At 47.2% G+C, this 24,212-nt stretch carries 25 protein-coding genes and 1 tRNA gene; 5 read left to right on the top strand and 21 right to left on the bottom strand.

Going from position 1 to position 24,212, the window contains the following annotated elements; all coding sequences use genetic code 11:
* Position 1: 1 nt before the first annotated feature.
* From lepA to rpoE, 5 genes are all read right to left on the bottom strand, one after another.
* The gene (lepA, locus tag EST55_RS01900) at positions 2-1,813 is read right to left on the bottom strand and encodes a translation elongation factor 4 (RefSeq protein WP_088768369.1); all 1,812 of its coding nucleotides are present in this window, start codon (positions 1,811-1,813) and stop codon (positions 2-4) included.
* 119 nt (positions 1,814-1,932) lie between these two features.
* The gene (locus EST55_RS01895) at positions 1,933-2,358 is read right to left on the bottom strand and encodes a SoxR reducing system RseC family protein (protein WP_129496308.1); all 426 of its coding nucleotides are present in this window, start codon (positions 2,356-2,358) and stop codon (positions 1,933-1,935) included.
* The gene (locus EST55_RS01890; RefSeq protein ID WP_129496307.1) at positions 2,358-3,314 is read right to left on the bottom strand and encodes a MucB/RseB C-terminal domain-containing protein; all 957 of its coding nucleotides are present in this window, start codon (positions 3,312-3,314) and stop codon (positions 2,358-2,360) included. The genes EST55_RS01895 and EST55_RS01890 overlap by 1 nt, the downstream gene beginning before the upstream one ends.
* Before the next feature lie 4 nt (positions 3,315-3,318).
* Positions 3,319-3,894, bottom strand: a complete 576-nt coding sequence (locus EST55_RS01885) for a sigma-E factor negative regulatory protein (protein WP_088768372.1) — start codon at positions 3,892-3,894, stop codon at positions 3,319-3,321.
* Positions 3,895-3,909: 15 nt separating this feature from the next.
* Positions 3,910-4,488: an RNA polymerase sigma factor RpoE gene (gene rpoE, locus EST55_RS01880; protein WP_088768373.1), complete on the bottom strand. Its 579-nt coding sequence runs from the start codon at positions 4,486-4,488 to the stop codon at positions 3,910-3,912.
* Positions 4,489-4,632: 144 nt separating this feature from the next.
* Here rpoE and nadB point away from each other — a divergent pair, with 144 nt between their 5' ends.
* Positions 4,633-6,246 (top strand): L-aspartate oxidase, encoded by a 1,614-nt coding sequence (gene nadB, locus EST55_RS01875; RefSeq protein WP_129496306.1) that lies wholly within the window; start codon positions 4,633-4,635, stop codon positions 6,244-6,246.
* Between the two features lie 254 nt (positions 6,247-6,500).
* Here the strand turns inward: nadB and EST55_RS01865 are convergent, their stop codons facing one another.
* Positions 6,501-6,770 carry a succinate dehydrogenase assembly factor 2 gene (locus tag EST55_RS01865; protein WP_088768376.1) on the bottom strand — a complete coding sequence of 90 codons (270 nt, stop codon included), beginning with the start codon at positions 6,768-6,770 and terminating at the stop codon, positions 6,501-6,503.
* Positions 6,771-6,850: 80 nt separating this feature from the next.
* Here EST55_RS01865 and EST55_RS01860 point away from each other — a divergent pair, with 80 nt between their 5' ends.
* Positions 6,851-7,741: a folate-binding protein gene (locus EST55_RS01860; protein WP_129496305.1), complete on the top strand. Its 891-nt coding sequence runs from the start codon at positions 6,851-6,853 to the stop codon at positions 7,739-7,741.
* A 5-nt stretch (positions 7,742-7,746) separates the two neighbouring features.
* A complete protein-coding gene (locus EST55_RS01855; RefSeq protein WP_088768378.1) occupies positions 7,747-8,229 on the top strand; it encodes a peptidylprolyl isomerase in 483 nt (160 codons plus the stop codon).
* A gap of 52 nt (positions 8,230-8,281) precedes the next feature.
* Here the strand turns inward: EST55_RS01855 and EST55_RS01850 are convergent, their stop codons facing one another.
* The 7 genes from EST55_RS01850 to EST55_RS01820 all read right to left on the bottom strand — a co-directional run bounded on the left by EST55_RS01850 (position 8,282) and on the right by EST55_RS01820 (position 15,467).
* Positions 8,282-8,770, bottom strand: coding sequence for a methylated-DNA--[protein]-cysteine S-methyltransferase (locus EST55_RS01850; RefSeq protein WP_129496304.1), 489 nt, complete (start codon positions 8,768-8,770; stop codon positions 8,282-8,284).
* 76 nt (positions 8,771-8,846) lie between these two features.
* On the bottom strand, positions 8,847-10,358 hold the full coding sequence (gene lysS / locus EST55_RS01845; protein WP_100690319.1) for a lysine--tRNA ligase: 1,512 nt from the start codon (positions 10,356-10,358) through the stop codon (positions 8,847-8,849).
* Positions 10,359-10,394: 36 nt separating this feature from the next.
* Positions 10,395-11,493, bottom strand: a protein-coding gene (prfB, locus tag EST55_RS01840) for a peptide chain release factor 2 (RefSeq protein ID WP_100690320.1) whose coding sequence is annotated in 2 segments (ribosomal slippage) — positions 10,395-11,417 and positions 11,419-11,493 — 1,098 coding nt in all. Because the reading frame shifts where the segments join, the coding sequence is not laid out codon by codon here.
* 39 nt (positions 11,494-11,532) lie between these two features.
* Positions 11,533-13,239, bottom strand: a complete 1,707-nt coding sequence (gene recJ / locus EST55_RS01835) for a single-stranded-DNA-specific exonuclease RecJ (protein WP_129496303.1) — start codon at positions 13,237-13,239, stop codon at positions 11,533-11,535.
* 13 nt (positions 13,240-13,252) lie between these two features.
* Positions 13,253-13,963 carry a thioredoxin fold domain-containing protein gene (locus EST55_RS01830; RefSeq protein WP_129496302.1) on the bottom strand — a complete coding sequence of 237 codons (711 nt, stop codon included), beginning with the start codon at positions 13,961-13,963 and terminating at the stop codon, positions 13,253-13,255.
* A 55-nt stretch (positions 13,964-14,018) separates the two neighbouring features.
* Complete coding sequence (gene xerD, locus EST55_RS01825) at positions 14,019-14,921, bottom strand: site-specific tyrosine recombinase XerD (RefSeq protein WP_129496301.1); 903 nt, start codon at positions 14,919-14,921, stop codon at positions 14,019-14,021.
* 69 nt (positions 14,922-14,990) lie between these two features.
* Positions 14,991-15,467, bottom strand: coding sequence for a VC2046/SO_2500 family protein (locus tag EST55_RS01820; RefSeq protein WP_129496300.1), 477 nt, complete (start codon positions 15,465-15,467; stop codon positions 14,991-14,993).
* Positions 15,468-15,578: 111 nt separating this feature from the next.
* On the opposite strand from EST55_RS01820, the gene EST55_RS01815 reads away from it, so the two are divergent.
* Positions 15,579-15,663, top strand: a tRNA-Tyr gene (locus tag EST55_RS01815).
* 18 nt (positions 15,664-15,681) lie between these two features.
* Here the strand turns inward: EST55_RS01815 and EST55_RS01810 are convergent.
* A complete protein-coding gene (locus EST55_RS01810) occupies positions 15,682-16,647 on the bottom strand; it encodes an NAD(P)H-quinone oxidoreductase (RefSeq protein ID WP_129496299.1) in 966 nt (321 codons plus the stop codon).
* A gap of 84 nt (positions 16,648-16,731) precedes the next feature.
* On the opposite strand from EST55_RS01810, the gene EST55_RS01805 reads away from it, so the two are divergent.
* The gene (locus tag EST55_RS01805; protein WP_129496298.1) at positions 16,732-18,375 is read left to right on the top strand and encodes a tetratricopeptide repeat-containing response regulator; all 1,644 of its coding nucleotides are present in this window, start codon (positions 16,732-16,734) and stop codon (positions 18,373-18,375) included.
* On the opposite strand, the gene EST55_RS01800 is transcribed toward EST55_RS01805, so the two are convergent.
* From EST55_RS01800 to EST55_RS01770, 7 genes are all read right to left on the bottom strand, one after another.
* Complete coding sequence (locus EST55_RS01800) at positions 18,372-19,202, bottom strand: pirin family protein (RefSeq protein WP_129496297.1); 831 nt, start codon at positions 19,200-19,202, stop codon at positions 18,372-18,374. The genes EST55_RS01805 and EST55_RS01800 overlap by 4 nt on opposite strands.
* Entirely contained in the window at positions 19,199-20,149 is a 951-nt protein-coding gene (locus EST55_RS01795; protein ID WP_129496296.1) for a glutathione S-transferase family protein, read from the bottom strand. The genes EST55_RS01800 and EST55_RS01795 overlap by 4 nt, the downstream gene beginning before the upstream one ends.
* Positions 20,150-20,235: 86 nt before the next feature.
* The gene (gene lpxB, locus EST55_RS01790; RefSeq protein WP_129496295.1) at positions 20,236-21,381 is read right to left on the bottom strand and encodes a lipid-A-disaccharide synthase; all 1,146 of its coding nucleotides are present in this window, start codon (positions 21,379-21,381) and stop codon (positions 20,236-20,238) included.
* A gap of 39 nt (positions 21,382-21,420) precedes the next feature.
* Positions 21,421-22,188 carry an acyl-ACP--UDP-N-acetylglucosamine O-acyltransferase gene (gene lpxA, locus EST55_RS01785; protein WP_129496294.1) on the bottom strand — a complete coding sequence of 256 codons (768 nt, stop codon included), beginning with the start codon at positions 22,186-22,188 and terminating at the stop codon, positions 21,421-21,423.
* Positions 22,188-22,643, bottom strand: a complete 456-nt coding sequence (fabZ, locus tag EST55_RS01780; RefSeq protein ID WP_100692236.1) for a 3-hydroxyacyl-ACP dehydratase FabZ — start codon at positions 22,641-22,643, stop codon at positions 22,188-22,190. The genes lpxA and fabZ overlap by 1 nt, the downstream gene beginning before the upstream one ends.
* 17 nt (positions 22,644-22,660) lie before the next feature.
* A complete protein-coding gene (gene lpxD, locus EST55_RS01775; protein ID WP_129496293.1) occupies positions 22,661-23,677 on the bottom strand; it encodes a UDP-3-O-(3-hydroxymyristoyl)glucosamine N-acyltransferase in 1,017 nt (338 codons plus the stop codon).
* A gap of 1 nt (position 23,678) precedes the next feature.
* A complete protein-coding gene (locus EST55_RS01770; RefSeq protein WP_088768394.1) occupies positions 23,679-24,194 on the bottom strand; it encodes an OmpH family outer membrane protein in 516 nt (171 codons plus the stop codon).
* Positions 24,195-24,212 lie beyond the last annotated feature (18 nt).

The raw sequence follows: 24,212 nt of genomic DNA, 5'->3' as shown, positions 1-24,212 counted from the left end.
CCTATTTGCCTACTTTTAAAACCGCAAGGAAGGCTTCCTGAGGTACTTCAACATTACCCAGGTTCTTCATGCGTTTTTTACCTTCTTTTTGTTTTTGTAATAGTTTCTTCTTACGGCTTATGTCACCACCGTAACATTTCGCAGTTACGTTTTTACGCAGCTGTTTTACCGTAGAACGCGCAATAACATGGTTGCCAATGGTTGCCTGAATAGCAATATCAAACATTTGTCGTGGAATAAGCTCGCGCATTTTATCCACCAACAGACGTCCACGCCCCTCTGCGTGATCGCGGTGCGTTATCATTGCCAGTGCATCCACTCGGTCACCATTAATCAATATATCGACCCTAACCATGTCCGCAGGTTCAAATTTTTTGAACTGATAATCGAGAGATGCATAACCACGGCTGCAGGATTTCAAACGGTCGAAAAAGTCCATCACCACTTCCGCCATCGGAATTTCGTAGGTCACAGACACTTGTTTACCGTGATACGTCATGCCGGTTTGAACACCCCGTTTATCAACACAGAGTGTAATAACGTTACCTAAGAACTCCTGTGGTACCAGTATGCTGGCTTCCACAATCGGCTCGTAGATGGTTTCAATATCATTAACAGGAGGTAGGTTTACGGGGTTGTCGACTTTGACAATCGAGCCATCGGTTTTCTCAACTTCATACACAACGGTTGGCGCCGTCGTAATAAGATCGATGTTGTACTCTCGCTCCAGTCGCTCCTGGATAATTTCCATGTGCAACATACCGAGAAAGCCACAACGGAAGCCAAAACCAAGCGCGGCCGAGTTTTCAGGCTCATAGAATAACGATGCGTCATTCAACGCCAACTTACCCAACGCATCGCGGAATGCTTCATAGTCGTCAGAGCTAATTGGGAACATACCGGCGTAGACCTGTGGCTTCACTTTTTGGAAGCCTGGCACAGGCTCTTTGGCTGGCGCTCGAGTGTTCGTCAGAGTATCACCGACCGGTGCGCCTAAAATATCTTTAATACCCGCAATAACGTAGCCTACCTCACCGGTATGTAAAACGCCGGTTTCGTGAGGCTTGGGATCAAAATAACCGACTTTATCAATCTGGAACGACTGACCCGTGGACATCACGGTCATTTTTTCACCCGCTCGAAGTGTGCCGTTACGTACACGAACCAAGGAAACAACCCCTTGGTAATTATCGAACCAAGAATCAATGATAAGTGCCTGTAGCGGCTCTTCTTCACTGCCTTGCGGTGGTGGTATTTGACGCACAATGCGCTCTAAAACGTCATCAATGCCAATGCCGGTTTTCGCGGAACACTGAACCGCATCAACCGCTTCAATGCCGACAATTTCTTCAATTTCCTGCGCCACGGCCATTGGATCGGCCTGCGGCAAGTCAATTTTGTTCAGAACCGGAACCACTTCCAGATCCATCTCAATAGCGGTATAACAGTTCGCTAAGGTTTGTGCCTCAACGCCCTGCGCCGCATCAACGACCAACAGCGCCCCCTCGCAGCCAGCCAATGAGCGAGATACTTCGTAAGAGAAGTCAACGTGCCCGGGGGTATCGATGAAGTTTAACTGATAGGTTTCACCATCCTTTGCCGTGTAATAAAGCGTTACGCTTTGCGCCTTGATAGTAATACCGCGCTCACGCTCTAAGTCCATGGAATCGAGGACCTGCTCCGCCATTTCGCGGTCTGTCAGACCGCCACAATGCTGTATAAGCCGGTCAGATAGTGTGGACTTTCCGTGGTCGATATGAGCGATAATAGAAAAGTTGCGAATATTACTTTGCTTGAACGCCTTATCCGGCATTGATGATACCTCTGTAAAACTTAAATTCTGAGTTTCAAAAATTAGCCCCGATCATACTCATGTTAGGCGCAAGAACAAAGGTTTTTATGGTTTATTTGGTGAGAATTGAAAAAGCCACGTTATACGGTTTTTATTCGTACCAACTGGTTTATTTTAATGTCTCTGCGCCGAAACCAAGCCCGCAAGCCTAAAAACGTTAATGCGAAGCCCGCAAAGGACAATAAAATGGTAATGCCTTCATGAACAGCCCCAGCGCTTTGTAGCGCGATGGCAATAACCAATAAAGTGACAATAGGTAAACCATATAACATGAGTGCGAACTGAGTAACGGCTTGCTCCGGCACATCGAGTTCTACTCGATCACCAACAGCAACATGCTCGTCTGTCACCACATGGAATTGAGCATTTCGGTCAGCAAACACTTTACTAAGGATACCCGCACCGCAAGTCGATACTTGTGCGCAGCCTGAACAAGCGGTTTTTAATTGCGTAGTTACAGTCACCCGATTGCCGTCGATGACAACCACTTCTGCCAGTTCTTTCATTACTTCACTTCTTGCGCTATTCGCTGAGCGATGCTAAGCGGCACCTGCCCGACGACGGTAATTAAATAGTCATTATAACGCATTGTGAACAGAGTTTGTGAGGAAGACAGCGCCACATCCGTTTCCATATCTTCGGTCAGCCTCGCAATATACACAGAGTATTCAGTTAAGCCGTCCGAATACAAATAATGGTCAACCAATGTCGACTCCGAAACAAGATGATGACTTTGTTTATTCACCAGTTCAAAACCTTGCGGTTGCCAACTGGGTTTAACGGAAAAGCCAGGTTTGTTCAATATGCGAATGTCGCTTAGTAACGGCGGCATTTCCAAGTTAGTAATTTCTTTTAAAACGCCAGGCGAATCCTGACGAATAGACAAGCTGGTCAGCTGCATTTGTTCAACAATATCACCACGCTGATCATGCATGATCATTTTTAATAGCATGCCTGACGCTCTGTCGACCCAAAGTGAATAGCTGTAACGTTGGTTGTCCCGACTAATCACTCGCAGATGCTGAGCGTTTCGACCTAATACTCGAGCACCACCACCGATACTTACCTGATAGGTGTCTTTTAAATTCGCAAAAGGCTTAGTGAACGCTTCCGGAAGGATGACAGAAACTGAGTCAGCAATTAATGAGTAATTACTCGCCGAAGTATGAAAATGGGCAACACGATCACCTTGCCTTAAAATACGAAAATCAGGGCCATTCATGCGAATGAGCAGCTCCTGACTTTGCGGCGAATTAGCAGACTGGAACCACTGATAGGGTTCTATCTGATGACCATGAACATGCACTAAAGAGGCTTCAAAATTGAGGGTTGTCAGCGCTTGTGACATACGGTCAAACCAGCCCTCACCGTCAAGTTCCTTTTGCGTTTCCTGAGCACTTGCGACCGACATAAATACAATGGCAGTAGCGGCTATCAGTGACTGGTACAACCGAGTTATCATGGAATTAATTACCTTTGTTGAGCTCCTGCTCTTTTTTCTCATCGCTTTCTTTTTGCTGCAGCATTAATTGCTGCTGATGATCGATTAAATACGACTGCACCTGACGACGACGCTGCTGATCACTGACTTGTGACATTGGTTCAACGTGATTCAGACTAACCGGTTCACGACCACCAATAGGATTAGTCAACAATGCAGGCTCCGCACTGACACCGTCGGCAGTTACTGGCTGTTGATAAACTTGAACTGTCATTACCGCAACAACGGCAACACTAGCCGCAACAGCTACCTTTGCCAACGGCTGGAACCATTTTGATGCTGCTTTACTTTGACTTTTCGATTGACCAAAACCGGGTTTTATAACATTCGAACTTTCGTTTTCAATAGCTGCACTTACACGTTGGCTGATATCCAGCTCCACGCTTGAATCTAATTCATTTTTCAAAGCAGCTCGTGCAACACTATAACGATGCCACGTTTGAGTCGACTGCTCATCATTTAATACATCATCAAGCTCTTTTGCGTCGACGTCCTGACTGTCAAACAAAGCTGATGTAACTTCTGATAGTTTTCGAGACATAAGCCCCTCTTCAATTTACCGTTCCAGCAACGGTCTCAGTTGGTTATCTATGGCCTCTCGGGCACGAAAAATACGAGAACGAACCGTACCTATTGGGCAGTCCATTTCTAACGCGATTTCTTCGTAACCAAGCCCCTCAATTTCTCTTAACGTAATGGCCTGCCTCAAATCATCTGGCAGTCCCTCAATGGTTTTTATCACCACATTTCTGATTTCATCAGTCAGCATATGGCTTTCTGGTGATGCACCGTCTTTCAGCGCTCCGGCGCCTTCGTAGTATTCAGCGTCTTCGGCATCAATGTCTGATGCGGGCGGCTTCCGACCTTGTGAAACTAAATGGTTCTTCGCCGTATTAACCGCTATTCGATACAACCAAGTATAAAATGCGCTGTCCCCACGGAAGTTGGGCAGTGCGCGATACGCTTTAATAAACGCTTCTTGCGCGACATCTGCAACGTCTCCGGGTTGCTTTACGTACCTGGATATCAAACTCATGACTTTGTGCTGATACTTCTTTACCAACAGATCAAAAGCCCGATTATCACCTTGTTGTACTTTTTTGACCAGTTGTTGGTCATTCACCTGTTCGCTCATCCGAGCCTGTTCTCCCTTTACCCAGGAACTGCTGGAACTGGCGGCCCGTCCTGTTTGTACAGACTGTGACCAAGCCGCTTGTAAAAAGTTCGCAAATATTTCAGCAAATGCGTAAAATCATCCAAAATTCTTAATGAGTACTTTATGGAACCTGCAGCAAATTATCAATGCGATGTGCTGGTTGTTGGCTCAGGAGCCGCAGGCTTAACCTCCGCCCTGCTACTTGCCGACACGTTAAAAGTCACAGTATTAAGTAAAAGCGCCCTTACCGAGGGCTCAACATTTTATGCTCAAGGCGGTATTGCTGCTGTATTTGATAAAAACGACAGCGTTGAAAGCCATATTGAGGACACCCTTATAGCGGGTGCCGGTCTTTGTGACCCAGAAGCAGTTAAGTTTACCACAGAAAATGCACGCGCCAGTCTACAATGGCTGATTGATGCTGGCGTGGGCTTCGACAAGGTTAAAAGTAACGGTAAATCGCCGACGTACCACTTGAACCGCGAAGGCGGACACAGTCACCGGCGTATCTTACATGCGGCTGATGCGACCGGTCGCGCTGTGCAAACTACATTGCAAGAGCAGGTTCTTAAACACCCCAACATTACTGTATTAGAGCGCTATAACGCCGTCGATTTAATTACCGGACAGCGTATTGGTGCGGAGCCTGGCTGCTATGGCGCCTATATTTGGAACCGCATGGAAGAGCAGGTAGAAACGATTGCCGCAAATTTTGTGGTTTTAGCGACCGGCGGAGCCAGTAAAGTCTATCAGTACACCAGTAATCCGGATATCGCCAGTGGTGACGGCATTGCGATGGCTTGGCGCGCAGGCTGCAGTGTCGCTAATATGGAATTTAATCAGTTCCATCCTACCTGCTTGTTTCACCCAAATGCGCAAAGCTTTTTGTTAACAGAAGCACTCCGTGGTGAAGGTGCTGTCTTAAAGCGCCCTGACGGCTCCCGCTTTATGCCAGACTTTCATGAACTAGCCGAATTAGCGCCTCGTGACGTTGTTGCACGCGCTATTGACTATGAAATGAAGCGTTTGGGCGCGGACTGTATGTTTCTTGATATTTCGCACAAGCCCAAAGCGTTTATCGAGCAGCACTTTCCCACCATTATGGACAAATGCTTGTCACTAGGCATTGATATGAGTCGTGAGCCGATTCCTGTCGTGCCGGCGGCGCATTACACCTGCGGTGGTGTGCGTACGGACTTAAATGCCAAAACGGATGTGCCCAATTTATATGCCGTTGGAGAGGTGGCTTGTACAGGTTTACATGGCGCTAACCGAATGGCCAGTAACTCGTTGTTGGAGTGTCTTGTGTTTGCCCGAGCTGCAGCGAAGGATATTTTATCTCAGCAGTCGTCAGAGAAACCACAAACGCACCTGCCCAAGTGGGATGAAAGCCAGGTAAGCAACTCAGACGAAGAGGTTGTAATTCAACATAACTGGCACGAACTGCGTCTATTTATGTGGGACTATGTTGGTATTGTGCGTACTACAAAACGTTTGGAGCGTGCTCTGCATAGAATTGAGTTGCTGCAACGAGAAATTCACGAGTATTATGCGAACTTCCGAGTCAGTAATAATTTACTGGAACTGCGAAACTTAGTTCAAGTGGCCGAGCTAATTGTCCGGTGCGCTTTAGAGCGAAAAGAAAGCCGCGGCTTACATTACACGTTAGACTATCCAGACACTCTAGAAAAAGCAGAGCCTACAGTCTTAACACCTAACACGTTAAAAAATCACTAGGTTAGTTGTGACAGTTGCCGTCTGAGCTGTGCTTGTTGCTCAGGCGGCAGTCGAAACCACCAAATCCACACCCACGATTTCACATTAACGCCGGAGTCAGTTAATGACTCTAAGGGCAATAAAACCAATATATTTCCAACGACCAGTGGTTTGCCAAACAATTTGCAGGCAATGCCCTGCCACCACCAATGACGCCCACAGAACGTTCCGGACAGCGGTTCTTGAGGTCGGTTGAGTAAGTAAAAGTCCAGCGCTTAGACCTTTACGCGTGACAACATAAAGTCGACCATCCCTTTTAATTCTTCATCAGGGCATTCTTTGTGCCCCATAAACCAAGCGAATAAATCGGGATCATCACAGGTCACTAAACGGCGGAATACCGCTTTTTGTTCTTCACTGAGCTCGTCGTAAGCTTCTTTCACAAAAGGTTCAAAAAGCACGTCAAGCTCTAGCATGCCCCGGCGGCAGGCCCATATTAAACGACGCTTGTCCTTTAAAACTTCTTCAGACTGTTTCGGGAACATAAAATCTCCGCAGCAATTGCCCTTGTAATTTCAATCAGTGCCCTAATATTAGCATGTAAGCTATCCAATAAGGAGTCATTGTGGTCGAGTTAAAACAAGCTTTAATGGATTCGAATGAGGATTGCCTTTCCGTTGAACTAACGGACTATGGTATCCTGTCGGTTTCTGGCGAAGACACTGACAGCTTTTTACAAGGACAGCTGACATGTGATGTGCGCAAACTCGACCAGGAAGATTGGTTATATGGCGCACACTGCGACCCTACGGGGAAAGCATTCAGTAACTTTTGGTTGCTTCGACATGACGACACTGTATTTTTTGTCATGCACAAAAGCGCTCTTGAGGGCTCTTTAGCGCAATTCAAAAAGTACGGTGTGTTTAGTAAAGTCGACATTGAGGATGTTAGCAACGATTGGCACGTCGCCGGCTTTATAGGCAATAAGGCAAAAGACGCTTTGCCTGCTGACAGTCTGACATTGCAAGTTGGTCAACAACCTGATCAATTTATTGTGCTAAGTCGACAAGCAATATCTACGGACTATCCGCAGCCCTTTTGGGATGCGTTGGAAATTGAACGAGTCCGTCCACAATTGACAGTAGAGAACAGTCAAGCGTTTGTGCCGCAAATGTTGAACATACAAGCGTGGGACGGAGTCAGTTTCGACAAAGGATGTTATATCGGCCAGGAGACTATTGCCCGAATGAAATACTTGGGCAAACAGAAACGGGCACTCTTTCGATTGTCAGGCAAAGTGGCGCAAGCTGTGGAGCCGGGACAACAATTAGAGAAAGCCATTGGTGAAAACTGGCGTCGTGCAGGTACGGTCATTATGGCAGTGGACCGCACCGACACACAAACGGACTTACTAGCGGTTTTACCCAGCGATATTGACGCTGACACCGCTATTCGAGTTCAGGGTGACGACGCAAGTCTACTGGAAATACACTCACTGCCTTATCAATTAGGTTAATTTTTATGAGCGAAACCATTGCACAGAACAAAGTCGTGGCTATCCATTACACTGTGAAAACAGAAGATGGCCAGACCCTAGACCAGTCTAAAGAAGGCAACCCGCTTAGCTTTATTCACGGCCGCGGAATGCTAATTCCTGGTCTTGAAAATGCACTGGAAGGCAAAGCGACTGGCGATAGCTTCACTGCTGAAGTTAAACCAGAAGAAGCGTACGGCGAGCGTCACGACGGTTTAATCCAAACTGTTCCACGTAACTTATTCGGCGACAACGAAGTTCAACCTGGTATGCAGTTCCGCGCAAGCACCGACCAAGGCGAGCAGTCTGTTGTTATCGTTGACGTAAAAGACGACGAAGTGACTGTAGACGGTAACCATCCACTAGCAGGCGTTAACCTGAACTTTGACGTAGAAGTTGTTGAAGTACGCGACGCAACTGAGCAAGAACTTGAGCACGGTCACGTGCACACAGACGGCGAAGACCACTAAGTCGCTGAATCTGTTTTATGAAAGCCCGGCTGAGAAGTCGGGCTTTTTCGTTTTAGGCAGCAGCCCTACTACTACCTTTTTCTCGAACCAGCAATTGTCGCTTACGCTCCAGTCCCGCCGCAAAGCCTCTCAATGAGCCATCCTGTCCAATAATTCGATGACAGGGAATAACGATAATAACCGGGTTTTTTGCAATAGCACTGGCCACCGCTCGGGTTGCCGTAGGTTTACCAAGTCTGTTAGCCACTTGTTGGTAACTTAACGTTTCACCTGCGGGAATTTGTCGAAGCACCTCTAAGACGCTCTTTTGAAACGAGGTAACGTTGGGGTTTAGAGGAAGATCGAACTCGAAACAGGGGTCTGAAAAGTAACGTTGAATCTGCCTCGTTGCAGCTTCTAATAACCACTGCTCTGGTTCGTATTGATATTGACTCATATCCGGGCAGTATTTTTGCCCCTGATAATACAAACCAAGGATATGTTGACTATCGGCAACCGCATACATAGTGCCCAGCGGGGTAGAGAATTCAGAATAGTACATAAAAGCCGCCCATAAAAAAACGCATTAACTGACTATAGCAGCTAATGCGTTTTCTGAGCAATTTCTAAGCGATTGCTTAGTCTGCTTTGGGACGCATGTGTGGGAACAGCAGTACGTCACGAATAGACGCTGAGTCCGTCAACAACATAACTAAGCGATCAATACCGATACCTTCACCGGCCGTTGGCGGCATACCATGCTCTAACGCCGTCACGTAGTCTTCGTCGTAGAACATTGCTTCATCGTCACCTGCTTCTTTTTGCTCAACCTGTTCCCGAAAACGCTGAGCCTGATCTTCTGCGTCATTAAGCTCAGAGAAACCGTTCGCTAATTCACGGCCGCCAGCAAAGAACTCAAAGCGATCGGTCACAAACGGGTCTTCGTCATTTCGGCGCGCCAGTGGTGATACTTCTGCCGGGTAAGCTGTAATAAAGGTTGGCTGAATTAAACGGTGTTCAGCAACCGTTTCGAAAATTTCGATTTGTACCTTACCCAAACCCCATGAAGACTGGACATTCACACCGACTTGCTCAGCAATTTCTACCGCGCTATCCATGTGTTTCAGTTGCTCTTCCTTTACTTCCGGCATGTACTTCAAAATAGCTTCCAGTACGGTCATACGCTCAAACGGCTTACCAAAGTCGTAGTCTACGCCTTGACTGGTAAACTGAGCAGAACCAAGAACCGCTTCGGCTGCACCTCGAAGCATTTGTTCCGTTAAGTCCATAAGATCATGGTAGTCAGCATAACCCCAGTAGAACTCCAGCATTGTGAATTCTGGGTTATGGCGTGTCGACAGTCCTTCATTACGGAAGTTTCGGTTAATTTCAAACACCTTCTCAAAGCCACCAACGACCAAGCGCTTCAAGTAAAGCTCTGGCGCGATACGCAGGAACAGTTCCATATCCAACGCATTATGATGTGTACTGAATGGGCGTGCCGACGCACCACCTGGAATGGCCTGCATCATTGGCGTTTCCACTTCTAGGAACTGGCGTTCACTTAAGAAACGACGAATGTATTCAATCACCTGAGAGCGCACGACAAAAGTATTACGCGACTCATCGTTGGTAATCAGGTCCAAATAACGCTGGCGATAGCGCGTTTCCTGATCTGCCAAACCATGGAACTTATCAGGTAACGGGCGCAAGGCTTTGGTCAGCAAGCGAACGTCATCAACTTGAACACTCAACTCGCCGGTACCAGTAATAAACAGCGTACCTGACGCACCAATAATGTCGCCTAAGTCCCATTTCTTAAATTCGCTGTTATAAAAACCTTCCGCCAAGTTGTCACGCGCAACGTACAATTGAATTTTTCCACTCATGTCCTGAATGGTGGCAAAGCTCGCTTTACCCATGATACGGCGGGTCATCATACGGCCGGCAACCTTAACGCGAATACCCTTCTCTGCCAGTTCTTCTTTACTGACATTATCGTAGTCTGCGTGCAAATCAGCTGCCAGCGAGTCCCGACGGAAATCGTTCGGGAATGCGATGCCCTTATCGCGAAGCGCCGACAGTTTCGCCTTTCGTTGCGCGATCTGTTCGTTTACATCTACTTCGGGTGCTTGCGATTTATCAGTCATTATCGATTTTCCTCTGTCGGGATACTTAAATTAAACTTATAGCCCGCTTTTTAAGCTGGCTTCAATAAATGGGTCTAAAGCGCCGTCTAATACAGCTTGCGTATTGCGGTTTTCAACGCCAGTGCGTAAATCTTTAATACGCGCGTCATCTAATACGTACGAACGGATTTGGCTGCCCCAGCCGATGTCCGCTTTTGAGTCTTCCAGCGCTTGTTTTTCTTCATTCTGCTTCTGTAACTCAAACTCATAAAGCTTCGCTTTTAACTGCTTCATGGCTGAGTCACGGTTTTTGTGCTGCGAACGGTCACTTTGACACTGCACCACAATGCCGGTCGGCTCGTGAGTAATGCGAACCGCAGAATCTGTCCGGTTGACGTGCTGACCACCCGCGCCCGAAGCACGGTAAGTATCCACACGCAAGTCTGAAGGATCAATTTCAATATCGATGTCGTCATCTACTTCTGGATAAACGAATACCGATGCGAACGATGTATGGCGACGGTTCCCCGAGTCAAACGGAGACTTGCGAACTAAACGGTGCACACCGGTTTCGGTACGCAGCCAACCATAAGCATATTCACCCGCAACTCGCACTGTTGCTGATTTTATACCGGCTACATCACCTTCTGACAGCTCGGTAATTTCGGCTTTAAAGTCATGTGCTTCGGCCCAACGCAGATACATCCGCAATAACATATTGGCCCAATCCTGAGCCTCAGTGCCACCAGAGCCTGACTGTATATCCAGATAGCAGTCGGCACTGTCATTGTCTTTTGAGAACATCCGGCGGAATTCCAACGTTTCCAACTGCTTTAACAGGCCAGACAATTCATCCTGGGCTTCGTTGAAAGTGTCTTCGTCTTCGGCCTCTACCGCCAGGTCAACTAGACCTTCTACGTCATCTAGGCCTTGCTGTAACTTATCTAACGTTTCAACGACTTGTTCAAGACTGGCTCGCTCTTTTCCCAGAGCTTGCGCTTTTTGCGGATCATCCCAGACATCGGGCTGCTCCATTTCACGGGTAACTTCTTCCAGACGCTCTACTTTAGCATCATAGTCAAAGATACCCCCTAAGCGCATCACTACGCTCACGCATTTCTTTTATGTTGTTGTAGGTTGCGTTGGTCTCAAACATTCGACTACCTAATTCTTTGAATTTTGAAAGGGGCGTAGTTTAACGTATTGCGCGAATTTGCTCTACCAGCAACTGCACAGAAGTTTTACCACGAAAGTGATTTAATTGCGGCTTGTATAACAACTCAACGCGCTGGACACTATTATTCGGCCATTTGTTGGTATCGACATTAAATGCAATCGCATCTAACACATCGCCCTGGGGGTGCCTAAGCACACATTTTAAGTGCTTCTCACCAACAATACGCTGGTCAACTATTTCAAACTCTCCGTCGAACATAGGCTCCGGGAAATGCTGCCCCCAGGGACCAGCATTTTGCAACATATCAACATTGTTTATCGACAATTCTGATAAAGTGAGTTCTCCATCAGACCAATAAACACGCTGCTTTTGCTCTTCCGTCAGCCACTCCCCGGCAACTTGTTGAGCTAGCTCCGAAAACCGCTCTAAATTGCTTTTCTTTAAGGTTAAACCTGCTGCCATCGCGTGACCACCAAAGCGTTCCATAATATTAGGTTCAAGCGTATGTATGCGCTCAAGCAAATCTCGCATATGCAAACCACTGACAGAACGTGCAGAACCTTTCAATACTTCATCATCTTCATGCGCCAGCGCAATAACCGGACGATTTACCTGCTCTTTCACTCGGCCGGCAACAATACCGATAACGCCAGAATGCCAGTCGGGCTGGTACAAGGTCACTAAGTCAGGAACCTGGCCAGTATCGAACTGCAATTTTGCAACGACAGCCTCAGCGTGCTCCCGCATATCGGATTCAATATTTCTGCGCTGCAGATTAAGCTCGTTCAGCTGCTGCGCCAGCCGCTGTGCGTGCTCCTTTTCTGCCAAGAGACACTCAATCCCCAAGCTTATGTCATCCAGCCGCCCTGCCGCATTAATTCTAGGTGCCAACGCGAAACCCAAATCACTGGCATTAAGCTGCGCGGCATTGCGATTAGATACGTCCAGCAGTGCCTGAATGCCCGGACGGCAAAGACCCTGCTTTATTCGTGCAAGCCCCTGATGGACCAAAATCCGGTTGTTGTAGTCCAGAGGCACAACATCTGCCACGGTCCCTAGCGCCACCAAATCGAGCCAATCTGCTAAATTTGGCGTCGGCTGTTTCTCTCTTAAATGGGCGCGCAACGCCAGCAGTACATAAAAGGCAACGCCAACGCCGGCTAAGTTTTTGCTGGGAAACGAGCAGTCGGGCTGATTTGGATTCACAATAGCGTCTGCATTAGGCAGAGTCTGCGCGGGTAAATGGTGATCGGTAACAATCACTTTCATATTCAGTTCATTGGCCCGTTCAATGGCCTCGTGAGCCGCTATGCCATTATCAACGGTGACAATAACTTTAATGTCTTTAGCGGCGAGTTCTTCCACCATAGATACCGACAACCCATAGCCGTCAGTCATTCGATTGGGAACACGATACCCAACGTGCGCGAAACCAAAAGCAGTTAGGGCCGACACCATAAGCGCTGAACTGGTCGCACCGTCAGCATCAAAGTCGCCGCAAATACAAACAGGTGACTGTTTTTCAAGTGCATCTGCTAAGATATTAACCGCAGAATCAATACCTTTTAAACTTGAAAAGTGCGTGAGCCCGGCAGCTTTAAGAGAAAGTTCTTGTTCGTTACTGACACCGCGGCGTGCATAAATTTGCCGCAGCAATGGCGGCACATTGTGCGGCAGAAACTCGTCACTGACCGTTGAGTAACGGCGTATTGTGTAATCTGTCATTGTAACTGCTGAACTACTTTCTTAATTCAGACAACAGGCGACGGGCGGGCACGGCACCTGGAATTAAACGGCCATCGGGTAAAATAATTGCTGGCGTCCCGGTGACACCAAACGACTTACCCAAAGCATAATGCGCTTCAACCGGGTTATTACATGAGCTATTGCCACGGTAGCTTTCTTCGTCTTTAAAAGCACTTATTGCAGCCTTTTTGTCGTCTGCGCACCAAACCGCTTGCAGTTCCTGACCGCCTTTACTGTCCAAGCCCCCACGAGGAAACGCCAAATATCGAACCGTGATACCCGCGTTTAAGTAACTGTCGAGGTTTTCATGAAGCCTCTGACAGTAGCTACACGTTGTGTCGGTAAATACCGTCACTTTATATTTTTCGTCATCCGCTTCATAGACAATCATGTCGTCGATGAAGTCCTTCAGCCTTTCTTTTCGAATCGACGCCATGCCCTGCTCCGTCAGGTTCTCTGGCTCTGCCTGGGTGATATCGAACACATTACCGCTAAGAAGCCTTTTGCCGTCTTTAGAAATATAGAACATTCCCTGATTGGTTACCGCCCGAACATAACCGTCGATTTCACCCGGCTCGGTCGAAATCACTTCAATACCAATTCTATTTAAATAGCGAGTGTCCAGTTCGTCAGCGAACACTGGTGTTAAAAACAGCGAATAACTGATCGCAAATATTGCCAATAACGACGTCAAGTACTGCATAAATACCTCTTATTATGGATGACCGAACCCTACCCTGTTACCGCTCAAAATGCAATTACCCACGCGGGTGGTGCTGTGCGTGTAAGGCTTGCAGGCGCTCTCTTGCAACTTGCGTGTAGATTTGGGTCGTCGACAAGTCACTGTGTCCTAATAGCAACTGTAAGACCCTTAAGTCGGCGCCATGGTTCAGTAAGTGAGTGGCGAACGCATGACGTAACGTATGTGGCGATAAATGAGCGTATATGCCTGCGGTTTCTGCGTAATGTCGTAACCGATACCAAAACGCTTGACGAGTCAATAATGAGCCTCGCTTAGTCACAAACACCCAGGGGCTTTGCTTGTCTGTCAGTTCGGTGCGACCGTGTTTTAAATAGCGCTCCAGCCATTCCAACGCTTCTTCGCCTAACGGAACCAGTCGCTCTTTATCGCCTTTACCAACCACCCGCACCAAACCTTGCTGTCGGCTTACCTGATCATATTGTAAGCGAACCAATTCAGTGACACGCAAACCGGTTGCATACAACACTTCCAGCATCGTGCGATCGCGAAGACCTATAGCAGTATCAACTTCCGGTGCCTGCAATAAGTTTTCAACGTCTGCCTCGCTTAATGAATGCGGAATACTCTGTGGAAGCTTTGGGCGTTTTAACTTAGCGGTAGGGTTATGCGATACCCATTGCTGCTTTACTGCGAACTGAAAGAATTTCTTTGCCGAGCTTAGAAAACGAGAAGTACTGCGAGGCGATAGTCCCTGAGTGCGGCGCCACAGCAAGTAGTCTTGAAGGGTTAATTCATCAACATCAAGTAGCGTCGTTTTTTTGGGAAGCAGGTACTCACAGAATCGGCGTAAGTCACTACGGTAAGCCGCCTGGGTGTTTTCACTCGCGCCATGATGCAGCCATAAATGCTCAGTAAACGCATCAATACGCTCTTCGTCTTCTGGAGGTAGTTGCTTCATGTGGCTGCAAGACTATTGGTTGCGAAACATCAAAGTCATTATGCCCGAAGTAGAGAAACGATGAAATGCTTAGTGCGTAACGCCCAACTTTTGCAGAACATCGTACAGTCCAGCCGGCCCGCGCTTTCGATAATCGTTCAGCTCTGATTCTTCTTGCTTTGACTTTTTCTTTTCAATGCGCTGTCGCACACGCCAATCTAAATTATGAAGCAACTCAATAGGCAAGCGGTCAGGGCTTGCGTCCGGCACAAGCGGCTGAGGGTGTGTGGCATCCTGAAGCTTAAAGTCAGACAGTTGGCTGACTGACTTATAGATACCGCTGGCTAAAACCGTGTTTTCAGTCGGCTCTAAAGGACGAGCTCGGGCAGCACCAATGGTTCGTTGCCAGTTTGTTTGGTCGTATTGGCTATCCTCAATGACCGGGGCAGCACCCAACACCGACACCCAATAAGCAAACTCGCCGGCGAAGCCGTGATTAACGGCTTCACTCGCGTGTTGCTCAAAAATGTCCGATGCTCTGTGCTGAACCGACTGAACTTGGCTCATACTGACCTTAGAAAATAACCTGAGATATTCTTGTTATCGTCCAAAGTCAGGAAAGTTTAAGTTTTCTCTTTACAGCTCAGCTCTGGCTGTTATTATACGCGCCTCTTAAGTGGAGGGGTTCCCGAGTGGCCAAAGGGATCAGACTGTAAATCTGACGGCTCAGCCTTCGCAGGTTCGAATCCTGCCCCCTCCACCACTTTTCATCTCTCCCGACTTACCGGTCAATTTTCACGACAACTTTTCCTTGTGTTTTATTCGCAGCAACATAATCAAGTGCTTGCTGAATGTCCGTCTGCTCAAACGTTTTATCAATAACTGGCTGTATTGCACCACTCGTAAACTGAGGGCCAAACTGCTGCCACATTTGTGTCAGTATTTCACCTTTGCGCTCTGGCGCTAAGGAACGCAGCGTAGAGCCTATGATGCGTTGCCGCTTCATAAGCATACGCCCAAAATCAACCGTGCCTTCGCGCGCCCCCATCAAACCAATAAGAATGATACGACCGTCTTGGTTTAAATAGTGCTGATCTTTTCCGATGGAGTCGCCTGCTACTGGATTCAGCACCACATCGACACCGCCAATATCCTTCATGGTTTCAATAATGTCCTGCTGGTAACGATTAATAGTGTCCGTGGCGCCAAGTTCTTTACAAAAGATCTCTTTATCAGAACTGCCAACAACAGCTGTTATTGGATTGCCGCTTTCTCTGCATAATTGGATAAGCGACGACCCGACACCACTTGCCCCGGCGTGTGTCATAACCGACTCCTTCGGTTGCAGATTTGCCAGCATAAAGACATTTAAATAGGCCGTAGCGAAGGTTTCCAGCCAACCTGCGGCCATTTCATCCGTCCAGTTACCAGGTACCAAGAGCACTTGTTCAGCTGGCACATTAACGTATTCAGCAAAACCTCCGCCGGCCAACAAAGCAGCAACCCGTTGCCCTTTTTGCAGACTACTCACACTGCTGCCAACCTCTGCGACAATGCCTGAGACCTCTAAACCAGGTATGTCAGATGCCCCCGGAGGCGGTGGATATTTGCCTGCTATCTGCATTAAGTCCGCTCGGTTCACACCGACGCTCGACACTTTGACAGTAACCTCATTACCGGCAGGCTGTGGTAATGGCTGCACTTCAGACCAGTGCACTTTTCCTTCAGACAGTTGTAAAGCTTGCATATATCATCCTGTTGCTGCTTAACATTGTTGTATTTAGACAGTATGCTGTTGCTAAGTGATTAATTAAAGGTGCCTGCCACAAGAATGGATAAAACTCTGGAGCTCAATAACAAGCGTGTGCTACTGATTGATGATCAGAAGCCCTTTCAAGTCATGCTTAAAGGGTCACTGCTCAATTTGGGTGCAAAAGAGGTCCAGGTCAAAAGTACAGGGGAAGCGGGTATTGCCGCTTACGTAAAAAACCCACACGACATTCTGTTAGTCGATTACAACCTTGGCTCGGGTAAAAATGGCCGTCAGGTGTTAGAAGAGTTGCAAGTGCGTGGGCTGATGAAGCCACATACTCTGTTCTTTATCATTACCGGCGACAATTCAAGGCCTATGGTGCTGAGCGCCCTTGAGCTTCAGCCCGATGACTATTTGATGAAACCATTCTCACACCGGGTTCTGCGTTCCCGTCTTACTCGTGCTTATAAGCGTCGCATGTGGTTAAAAGACGTGTTTCAGGCCCTCACCTCTCATAATTACGAAGACTGTATTAAAGCCTGCGAAAAGCACATTGCGATGAACAGCCGCTACAGTAACTACTGCCGCAAACTGCAAATAGAGCTCTACAATAAAACCGGTCAGCTACGCGAAGCAGAAAAGGCCATAAAAGAGCTGTTGGAAGATAACTCTCATAGTTGGGTGTTTTTAAAACTTGCTGAAACTCGGTTGCTACAGAATTCGCCGGAAGAGGCACTGAATATTATTAACCATATTCTTAAACGGATGCCTCACGCGATAGAAGCACAGGATTTAAAAACCGAATGTTATTTACAGCAACAACAGCTTGAGGAAGCACTTAACAGTGCTCGCGATGCCATTACTATGGCGCCATTTTCAATCGACAGACAAACCCGACTGGCCCACATTGCTCGCGATAACGGCGACTTTGACTTAGCCAAACAGGCCATGAATAACGTGTTACAAATAGCGCGCAAATCGGTGTTTCGTAATGCTGAGCATTTATGTAACTACCTACGTAGTATTCTCGATGCGGCCGAAAACAGCGACACACCGCAACAAATCAGCAAGTATCAGACTGAGGCTACGATGGAGCTTCAGCGCGCGCGTTATGATGAACATTTACTGCACGCCGACATTTCCTTTGAAGACTTGGAAGCGATTCTCCTTTCCCGTATTGATTCCTTCAACGGGCGTTTGCGCGAGGCACAGCACCGCTTAAATGAAGTGGTCGGCGAGGATTTGGCTAACAACCGTGAGATTGACCGGAATTTGCTACCCGACGTTATTGCTGTATTACTTGACGTTGGCGAATACGAAAAAGCCAATATGCTAGCCGGCCAACAAGCAGAAAGAGTAAAACTCGATAGTTATACGCTGAAAATTCTCAAATCTCGCATGGCGGCGGCTCAAAAACAGCAAGACGAATTCTTCAAAATACATCGGCAAGGTGCTGAAGCGTATCAAGCCGGTATTTATCAACAAGCGCTGAACGACTTTCGCCAGTCGATGGAGCTGGCACCACTCAATAGCGGTGCTGCGCTGAACTTTATTCAGGCCGCAGTTCGCTTTACGGAAGAAAATCCCAGTGCCAATAAAACCACTCTGAAGAAAGAATGTGAGCACTGCTTTAAAGTTCTTGAAGGGTTGCAGCTCTCCGGCAGTCATACACAACGTTACGAACAGTTGCTTGAAGAAACCGAAGAGCTGGGTCTGCGCTAAAGCTTCTGATTAGCTGCAAACGTTCCGCTTTGATAGTCTTTTATTGCGGTGTCCAACTCGTCAGACGTATTCATAACAAATGGACCGTACTGTGCAATAGGCTCGTTAATAGGTTTTGCAGCCAGCACAATAAGCCCGGCTCCCGAACCACTTTTAAGAGCCAAATCGGTGGTGCTGTCAAGTTGCAATAGCTCACCACGAGACACGGCTTCGCCATTTAATTCCAGCTCACCTTCGTAAACATAGGCCAAGCGCTTTTCCTGCTGCTGGGACTTTAATTCAAATTCGCCATGCAACTTTACATCGGCCATGAAAAAGTCGCGTCCGGGTAAAGATACCGGTCCCACTTCCTGGGCATAGTTGCCTGCAATTAAGCGCAGTGTTGTGCCACCAGTTTGCACTTCCGGAATTTTTGCTGACGGAAAGTCAAACCACTCAGGGTCACTCATTTTCTCTGCCGAAGGCAAATTAACCCACAACTGAAAGCCCCACATAAGGCCTTCGACCTGTTTTGGCATTTCTGCATGAATAATACCTCTAGCCGCCTTCATCCATTGCACACCGCCGGCTTCAACTTCTCCTGAGTTACCCGCCGAGTCTTTGTGCTCCATAGTGCCTGCCAACATGTAGGTTAGCGTACAAAAACCCCGATGCGGATGCGGCGGAAAGCCCGCAATGTAATCGTCTGGGTTGTCTGACCGAAACTCATCCAGCATCAGAAACGGATCCTGATGCCTCAAACCCGGCTGATTAATGACCCGGGTCAGTTTAACGCCAGCACCATCTTGCGCTGGCATACCACGATGTCTGCTTTTAATGACACTCACTTTATTGCCTCCCGATTATGTGGCTGTTCAAAATCGATATCGGGTCCCTTCGGCACCACTTGCGTCGGGTTAATGGTTTTATGGCTGGCATAGTAATGCGTTTTAATATGATCCATGACCACCGTCTCTTTAACGCCCGGATACTGATAAAGTTCTCGCAGGTAATTCCACATTGCCGGGTAATCAACAATACGTTTTTTGTTGGTTTTAAAATGTCCAAAATACACCGCGTCAAAGCGTACTAACGTGGTAAACAATCGCCAGTCGGCTTCGGTAATTTGATTGCCGGCTAAATAGCGTTGTTTCGATAAGATACTTTCTACACGATCGAGCGCCGTGAAAAGCTCATCGAACGCTTCTTCATACGCTTCCTGCGTGGTTGCGAATCCGCTTTTATACACGCCATTATTGATACTGTGATAGACCCACTCGTTGACACTATCAATGTCGCTGCGTAACTGCTGTGGGTAAAAGTCTTCCGTGTTGCCTGTTAACTCGTTAAAGCTCGAGTTAAAGATACGAATGATTTCCGCCGATTCGTTATTTACAATGGTCTGCTTCTTTTTATCCCACAACACCGGCACGGTGACACGACCGCTGTAGTTGCTGTCCGCTTTCAAATACAACTCGTACATGAAGTCGAGACCATACAAAGGCTCATTCAGCGGTGCTTCGCCAAACTCCCAGCCATTTTCCAGCATCAGTGGCTTAACGACGGATACGTCAATATGTGATTCCAGGTCTTTTAGTTTTCTGAAAATGAGCGCTCGGTGCGCCCACGGGCATGCATAAGATACATAAAGGTGATAACGCCCTGATTCAGGCTCAAACTCGCCGCCCTTCTCTATGGTCGAACGAAACTGTGACTCACTACGAACAAAACGACCGCCATGTTTTTTGGTGTCGTACCACTTATCGTGCCACTGACCATCAACTAATAAACCCATAATAAACTCCTTTAAAAGCATTACGCTAATAATAGAAGTTATTACGGCAAAAGAAGAGTTTAGATTATCGGCGCTAAGATTCTAAATTATAGAAAGGACTCAACAACATCCGCCGCCTTTTCACTCGCGGTGACCTTAAGCTGCTGATGTATCTGAGTGAACTGCTCTAACAACTCGTGATTATCGGACTCAATAAGGCTCGATAGTTCTTTTTCAATGTTGTCTTCTGACGCTTGAGCCTGAGCCAGCTCAGGAACAATTTCGCGCCTCGCTAATAGATTAGGCAATGAGAAGAAAGGAGCATGAAAAAGTCGCTTAATAATTTGATAACTCAGCCAGTGAAAGCGATATGCAACAACCATTGGACGCTTTATTAACAACGCTTCCAGCGCAACCGTGCCCGAGGTTAACAGTAAATAATCAGATGCCGCCATGGTTAGACGACTATGACCAATTGGCGTATCTATTGCGAGTTCCGGGGTGTGTTGCTTGACCAGTTCAGTAAACTGCTCTGCACGTTGATTGCTTATCATTGGGGCGACAAACTTAAGCTCGGGATATCGTTGAGCAAGGCTTTTCGCTACATTTAAAAACACAGGAGCCATGCGCTCAATTTCACCAGAACGGCTACCCGGTAAAATAGCTAAGTACTTTCCGTGTGGCTCTATGTTCAGCTCATTTCTTGCGTCGTTTTTGCTCCATTCAAGAGGGATATCATCAGCCAAGGGGTGACCAACAAAGGTGGCCGATAATTGATGCTTATCGTAAAACTCTTTTTCGAATGGTAGCAAACACAATACATGGTTAACCGACTGCTTAATGCCTTTTATACGGTTTTCACGCCAGGCCCATACAGAGGGACTGACGTAATGTATGGTAGGAATACCGGCTTTCTTTAAACGCTTTTCGACCGTAAGGTTAAAGTCTGGTGCGTCTATTCCCACCATGACATCGGGCTGTTCATCAATAAGATACTGAACCAACTGCTTTCGGTGCTTAAGCAGCTTGGGAAGCTGCTTGAGTACTTCGGCAATGCCCATAACGGCAAGGTCATCCATCGGGAAAAACGACTCGAGGCCTTGTTCCTGCATTAACGGTCCGCCCACACCGATAAACTCGATGTTGGTGTGTCGTTGCTTTAACGCTTTGATAAGACCTGAACCAAGTAAGTCGCCGGAATGTTCACCGGCAACCAGCGCTATTTTCAAAGGGCGTGCAGTGCTATCTTTCATTGCAAGATCGCTAATTACCGGTGGATAAACTCGGCTACATTAGCCGCGAATAATGCCACGGCTGCTATGGCGAACAAAGTCAGTAAAGCCATCCAAAGCAGGTTCATTTAAGGCTTCAATGTGCTCTAGCGCTTCTTCGGTCGTGTGTCCAGCCCGATAAAGTAGCTTATAAGCTCGACGGATATTTTGGATTTGCTCTGGCGTATAGCCGCGACGCTTCAGTCCTTCTGCATTTATTGTACGGGGACGTGCATTATGTCCCTGCGCCATCACAAACGGAGGAATGTCTTGTACAACAATGGAGTTCACTGCTGCAAAGGCATGGGAACCAATATGACAAAACTGATGAACGCCTGTCATACCACCAAGAATAACCCAGTCACCAATATGCACATGTCCAGCTAAACTCACTTGGTTAGCAAAAATATTGTTATCGCCAATCATGCAATCGTGTGCCACATGCACATAGGCCATGAACAAATTATTGTCACCAATTTTAGTGATGCTGTTATCCTGAATCGTCCCACGGTGAATGGTGACCGATTCACGAATAACGTTATTATCGCCAATCACCAGTTCAGTAGGTTCACCGGCGTACTTTTTATCCTGACAGTCCTCTCCCACCGAGGCGAATTGGTAAATCGTATTACTCTGCCCGATAGTGGTTGGTCCCTTCAGAACAACATGAGAGCGAATGTCACAGTTATCACCAATAACAACGTCCGGCCCGATAACCGTCCATGGACCAACACTGACGTTCTCGCCAATACGTGCTTTAGGATCGATAATTGCTGTTTCGTGAATCACTACACTTCTCTTCTTGCACAGATAATGTCAGCCGTACACGCGACCTCACCATCGACTTCGGCACGACCACTAAATTTCCAGATACCGCGACGCTCTTTCTCAAACGTCACATAAAAGTCGATTGTATCGCCAGGCACAACCTGGCGTTTGAAACGTGCGTTATCGATACCCGCGAACAAATACAAGTCGTTCGCGTTTTTCTTGCTTTCGGTAATTTTGAATCCCAGTAGACCACAGGCTTGCGCTATTGCTTCTAACAACAAAACGCCCGGGAAAATAGGTTTTTCTGGGAAGTGTCCATTAAACATTGGCTCATTAAAGCTCACATTTTTTATAGCATGTAACGAATCTTTTGAGTTTGTTTCAATAACTCTGTCAATGAGCAAAAATGGATAGCGATGCGGGAGTAACTCAAGTACGCCCTGAATATCAAATCCTGAGTCCTTTATTTTCAAACCATTCACCTTGAAAGTTAATCTGCTTTTTTCTCGAGCTCTTTTACACGTTTGAATAAGTCATCCAGCTGTCTAAAGCGCGCACCGTTGCGCCGCCACTCACGGTGGTTGGCTGCCGGTATGCCCGATGCATAAACACCAGGCTCGGTAATTTCTTTTATCACCATGGCGAAGCCCATAATTTGGACGTCATCACAAATACTGATATGTCCGTTAATCGCTGACGCGCCACCAATCATGCAGCGTTTACCGATATGGCAGCTTCCGGCTAATACCGTACAACCTGCAATGGCGGTGTCTTCATCAATAAAGACATTATGAGCGATTTGGCACTGGTTATCGATAATACAGCCAGAGCTTATGACGGTATCGTCTAACGCTCCGCGATCAATGGTGGTACTTGCGCCAATATCCACGTTGTCTTTGATAACGACTCGACCTAACTGAGGTATTTTAACCCATTTACCATCTTCTGGCGCCCAGCCAAAACCATCAGCTCCGACAACCGCTCCGGAATGGAACAGACAGTTATTACCAATAACGCACTGATGATAAATTTTGACCCCTGACCATAACGTACAGTCAGAACCAATTGTTGTTTCACGCCCAACATAACAGTGTGGCCCAATACAGGTGTTATCACCAACATGAACGCCTTCTTCAATTACTGCATACTCACCAATACTGACATTTTTACCAATGTGCGCCGACTCGGCGATCACTGCGGTTTTTGCGATGCCCTCTGCCGGTTTTGGCGTGGTATCGAGTAATTGAGCTATGTGAGCAAATGCGGCATACGGATTATTAACGATAATCGCGTTATCCACTGTATCGTTATCATCCTTTGGGCTAACTAACACCGCCCCGGCCTGGGTTGTTTCTAACTGTTTTTTATAGCGACTGTTTGCCAAAAATGCGATGGCATCAGAACTCGCTGATTGCAAGGTTGCCACGCGCAAAATGGGGAGCTGCGAGTTCCCTCGCACCTCCCCACCCACATGGTCAGCCAACTGCTGCAATGTGTATTCAGACATATTAATTTCCTGAAGACATTTTCTCGACAACTTCGTCTGACAAGTCGTTGTCGCTTTTCATATACGCTACTGCGTTACTTTCTAAAACAATGTCATAGCCTTCTTCTTCGGCAACATCTGTTATCACGCCCTGAACCTTAGCAAGTAGCTTATTACGCTCCTCGTTCTGGCGACGACGAGTATCTTCTTGTAACGCTTTGCTTTTAAGCTGAGCTTGAGAGATTGTTTGCTCAAGTTCACGAGCCAGCTGAGTCTTTTCGGCTTCTGACATGATCGATGCGTCGCGCTCTTGCTTCTGGCGAAGTTCTTGAACTTTTTGCTCTAGTTGACGCATTTCTTCGAAGCGATCCTGAAATTCATTTTGCAGGCTTTCAGAAATTTGCTCTCGCTGTGGTAGCTGTTGAAAAACGTTCATCATGTCAACAACACCAATTTTCTGCTGCGCCTGAGCGGCACCAGCAAACAATGCGGTTGAAATAGCGACAGCTGCTGCTGTTGATTTCATTAACTTTTTCAAAATATTACTCCTTCAAAT

Origin of the sequence: Idiomarina sp. 29L, from assembly GCF_004123135.1 — a bacterium.
GTDB lineage: Bacteria > Pseudomonadota > Gammaproteobacteria > Enterobacterales > Alteromonadaceae > Idiomarina.
The sequence above is the reverse complement of the archived record's forward strand: the minus strand, read 5'-3'. Positions and strand labels throughout refer to the sequence as shown.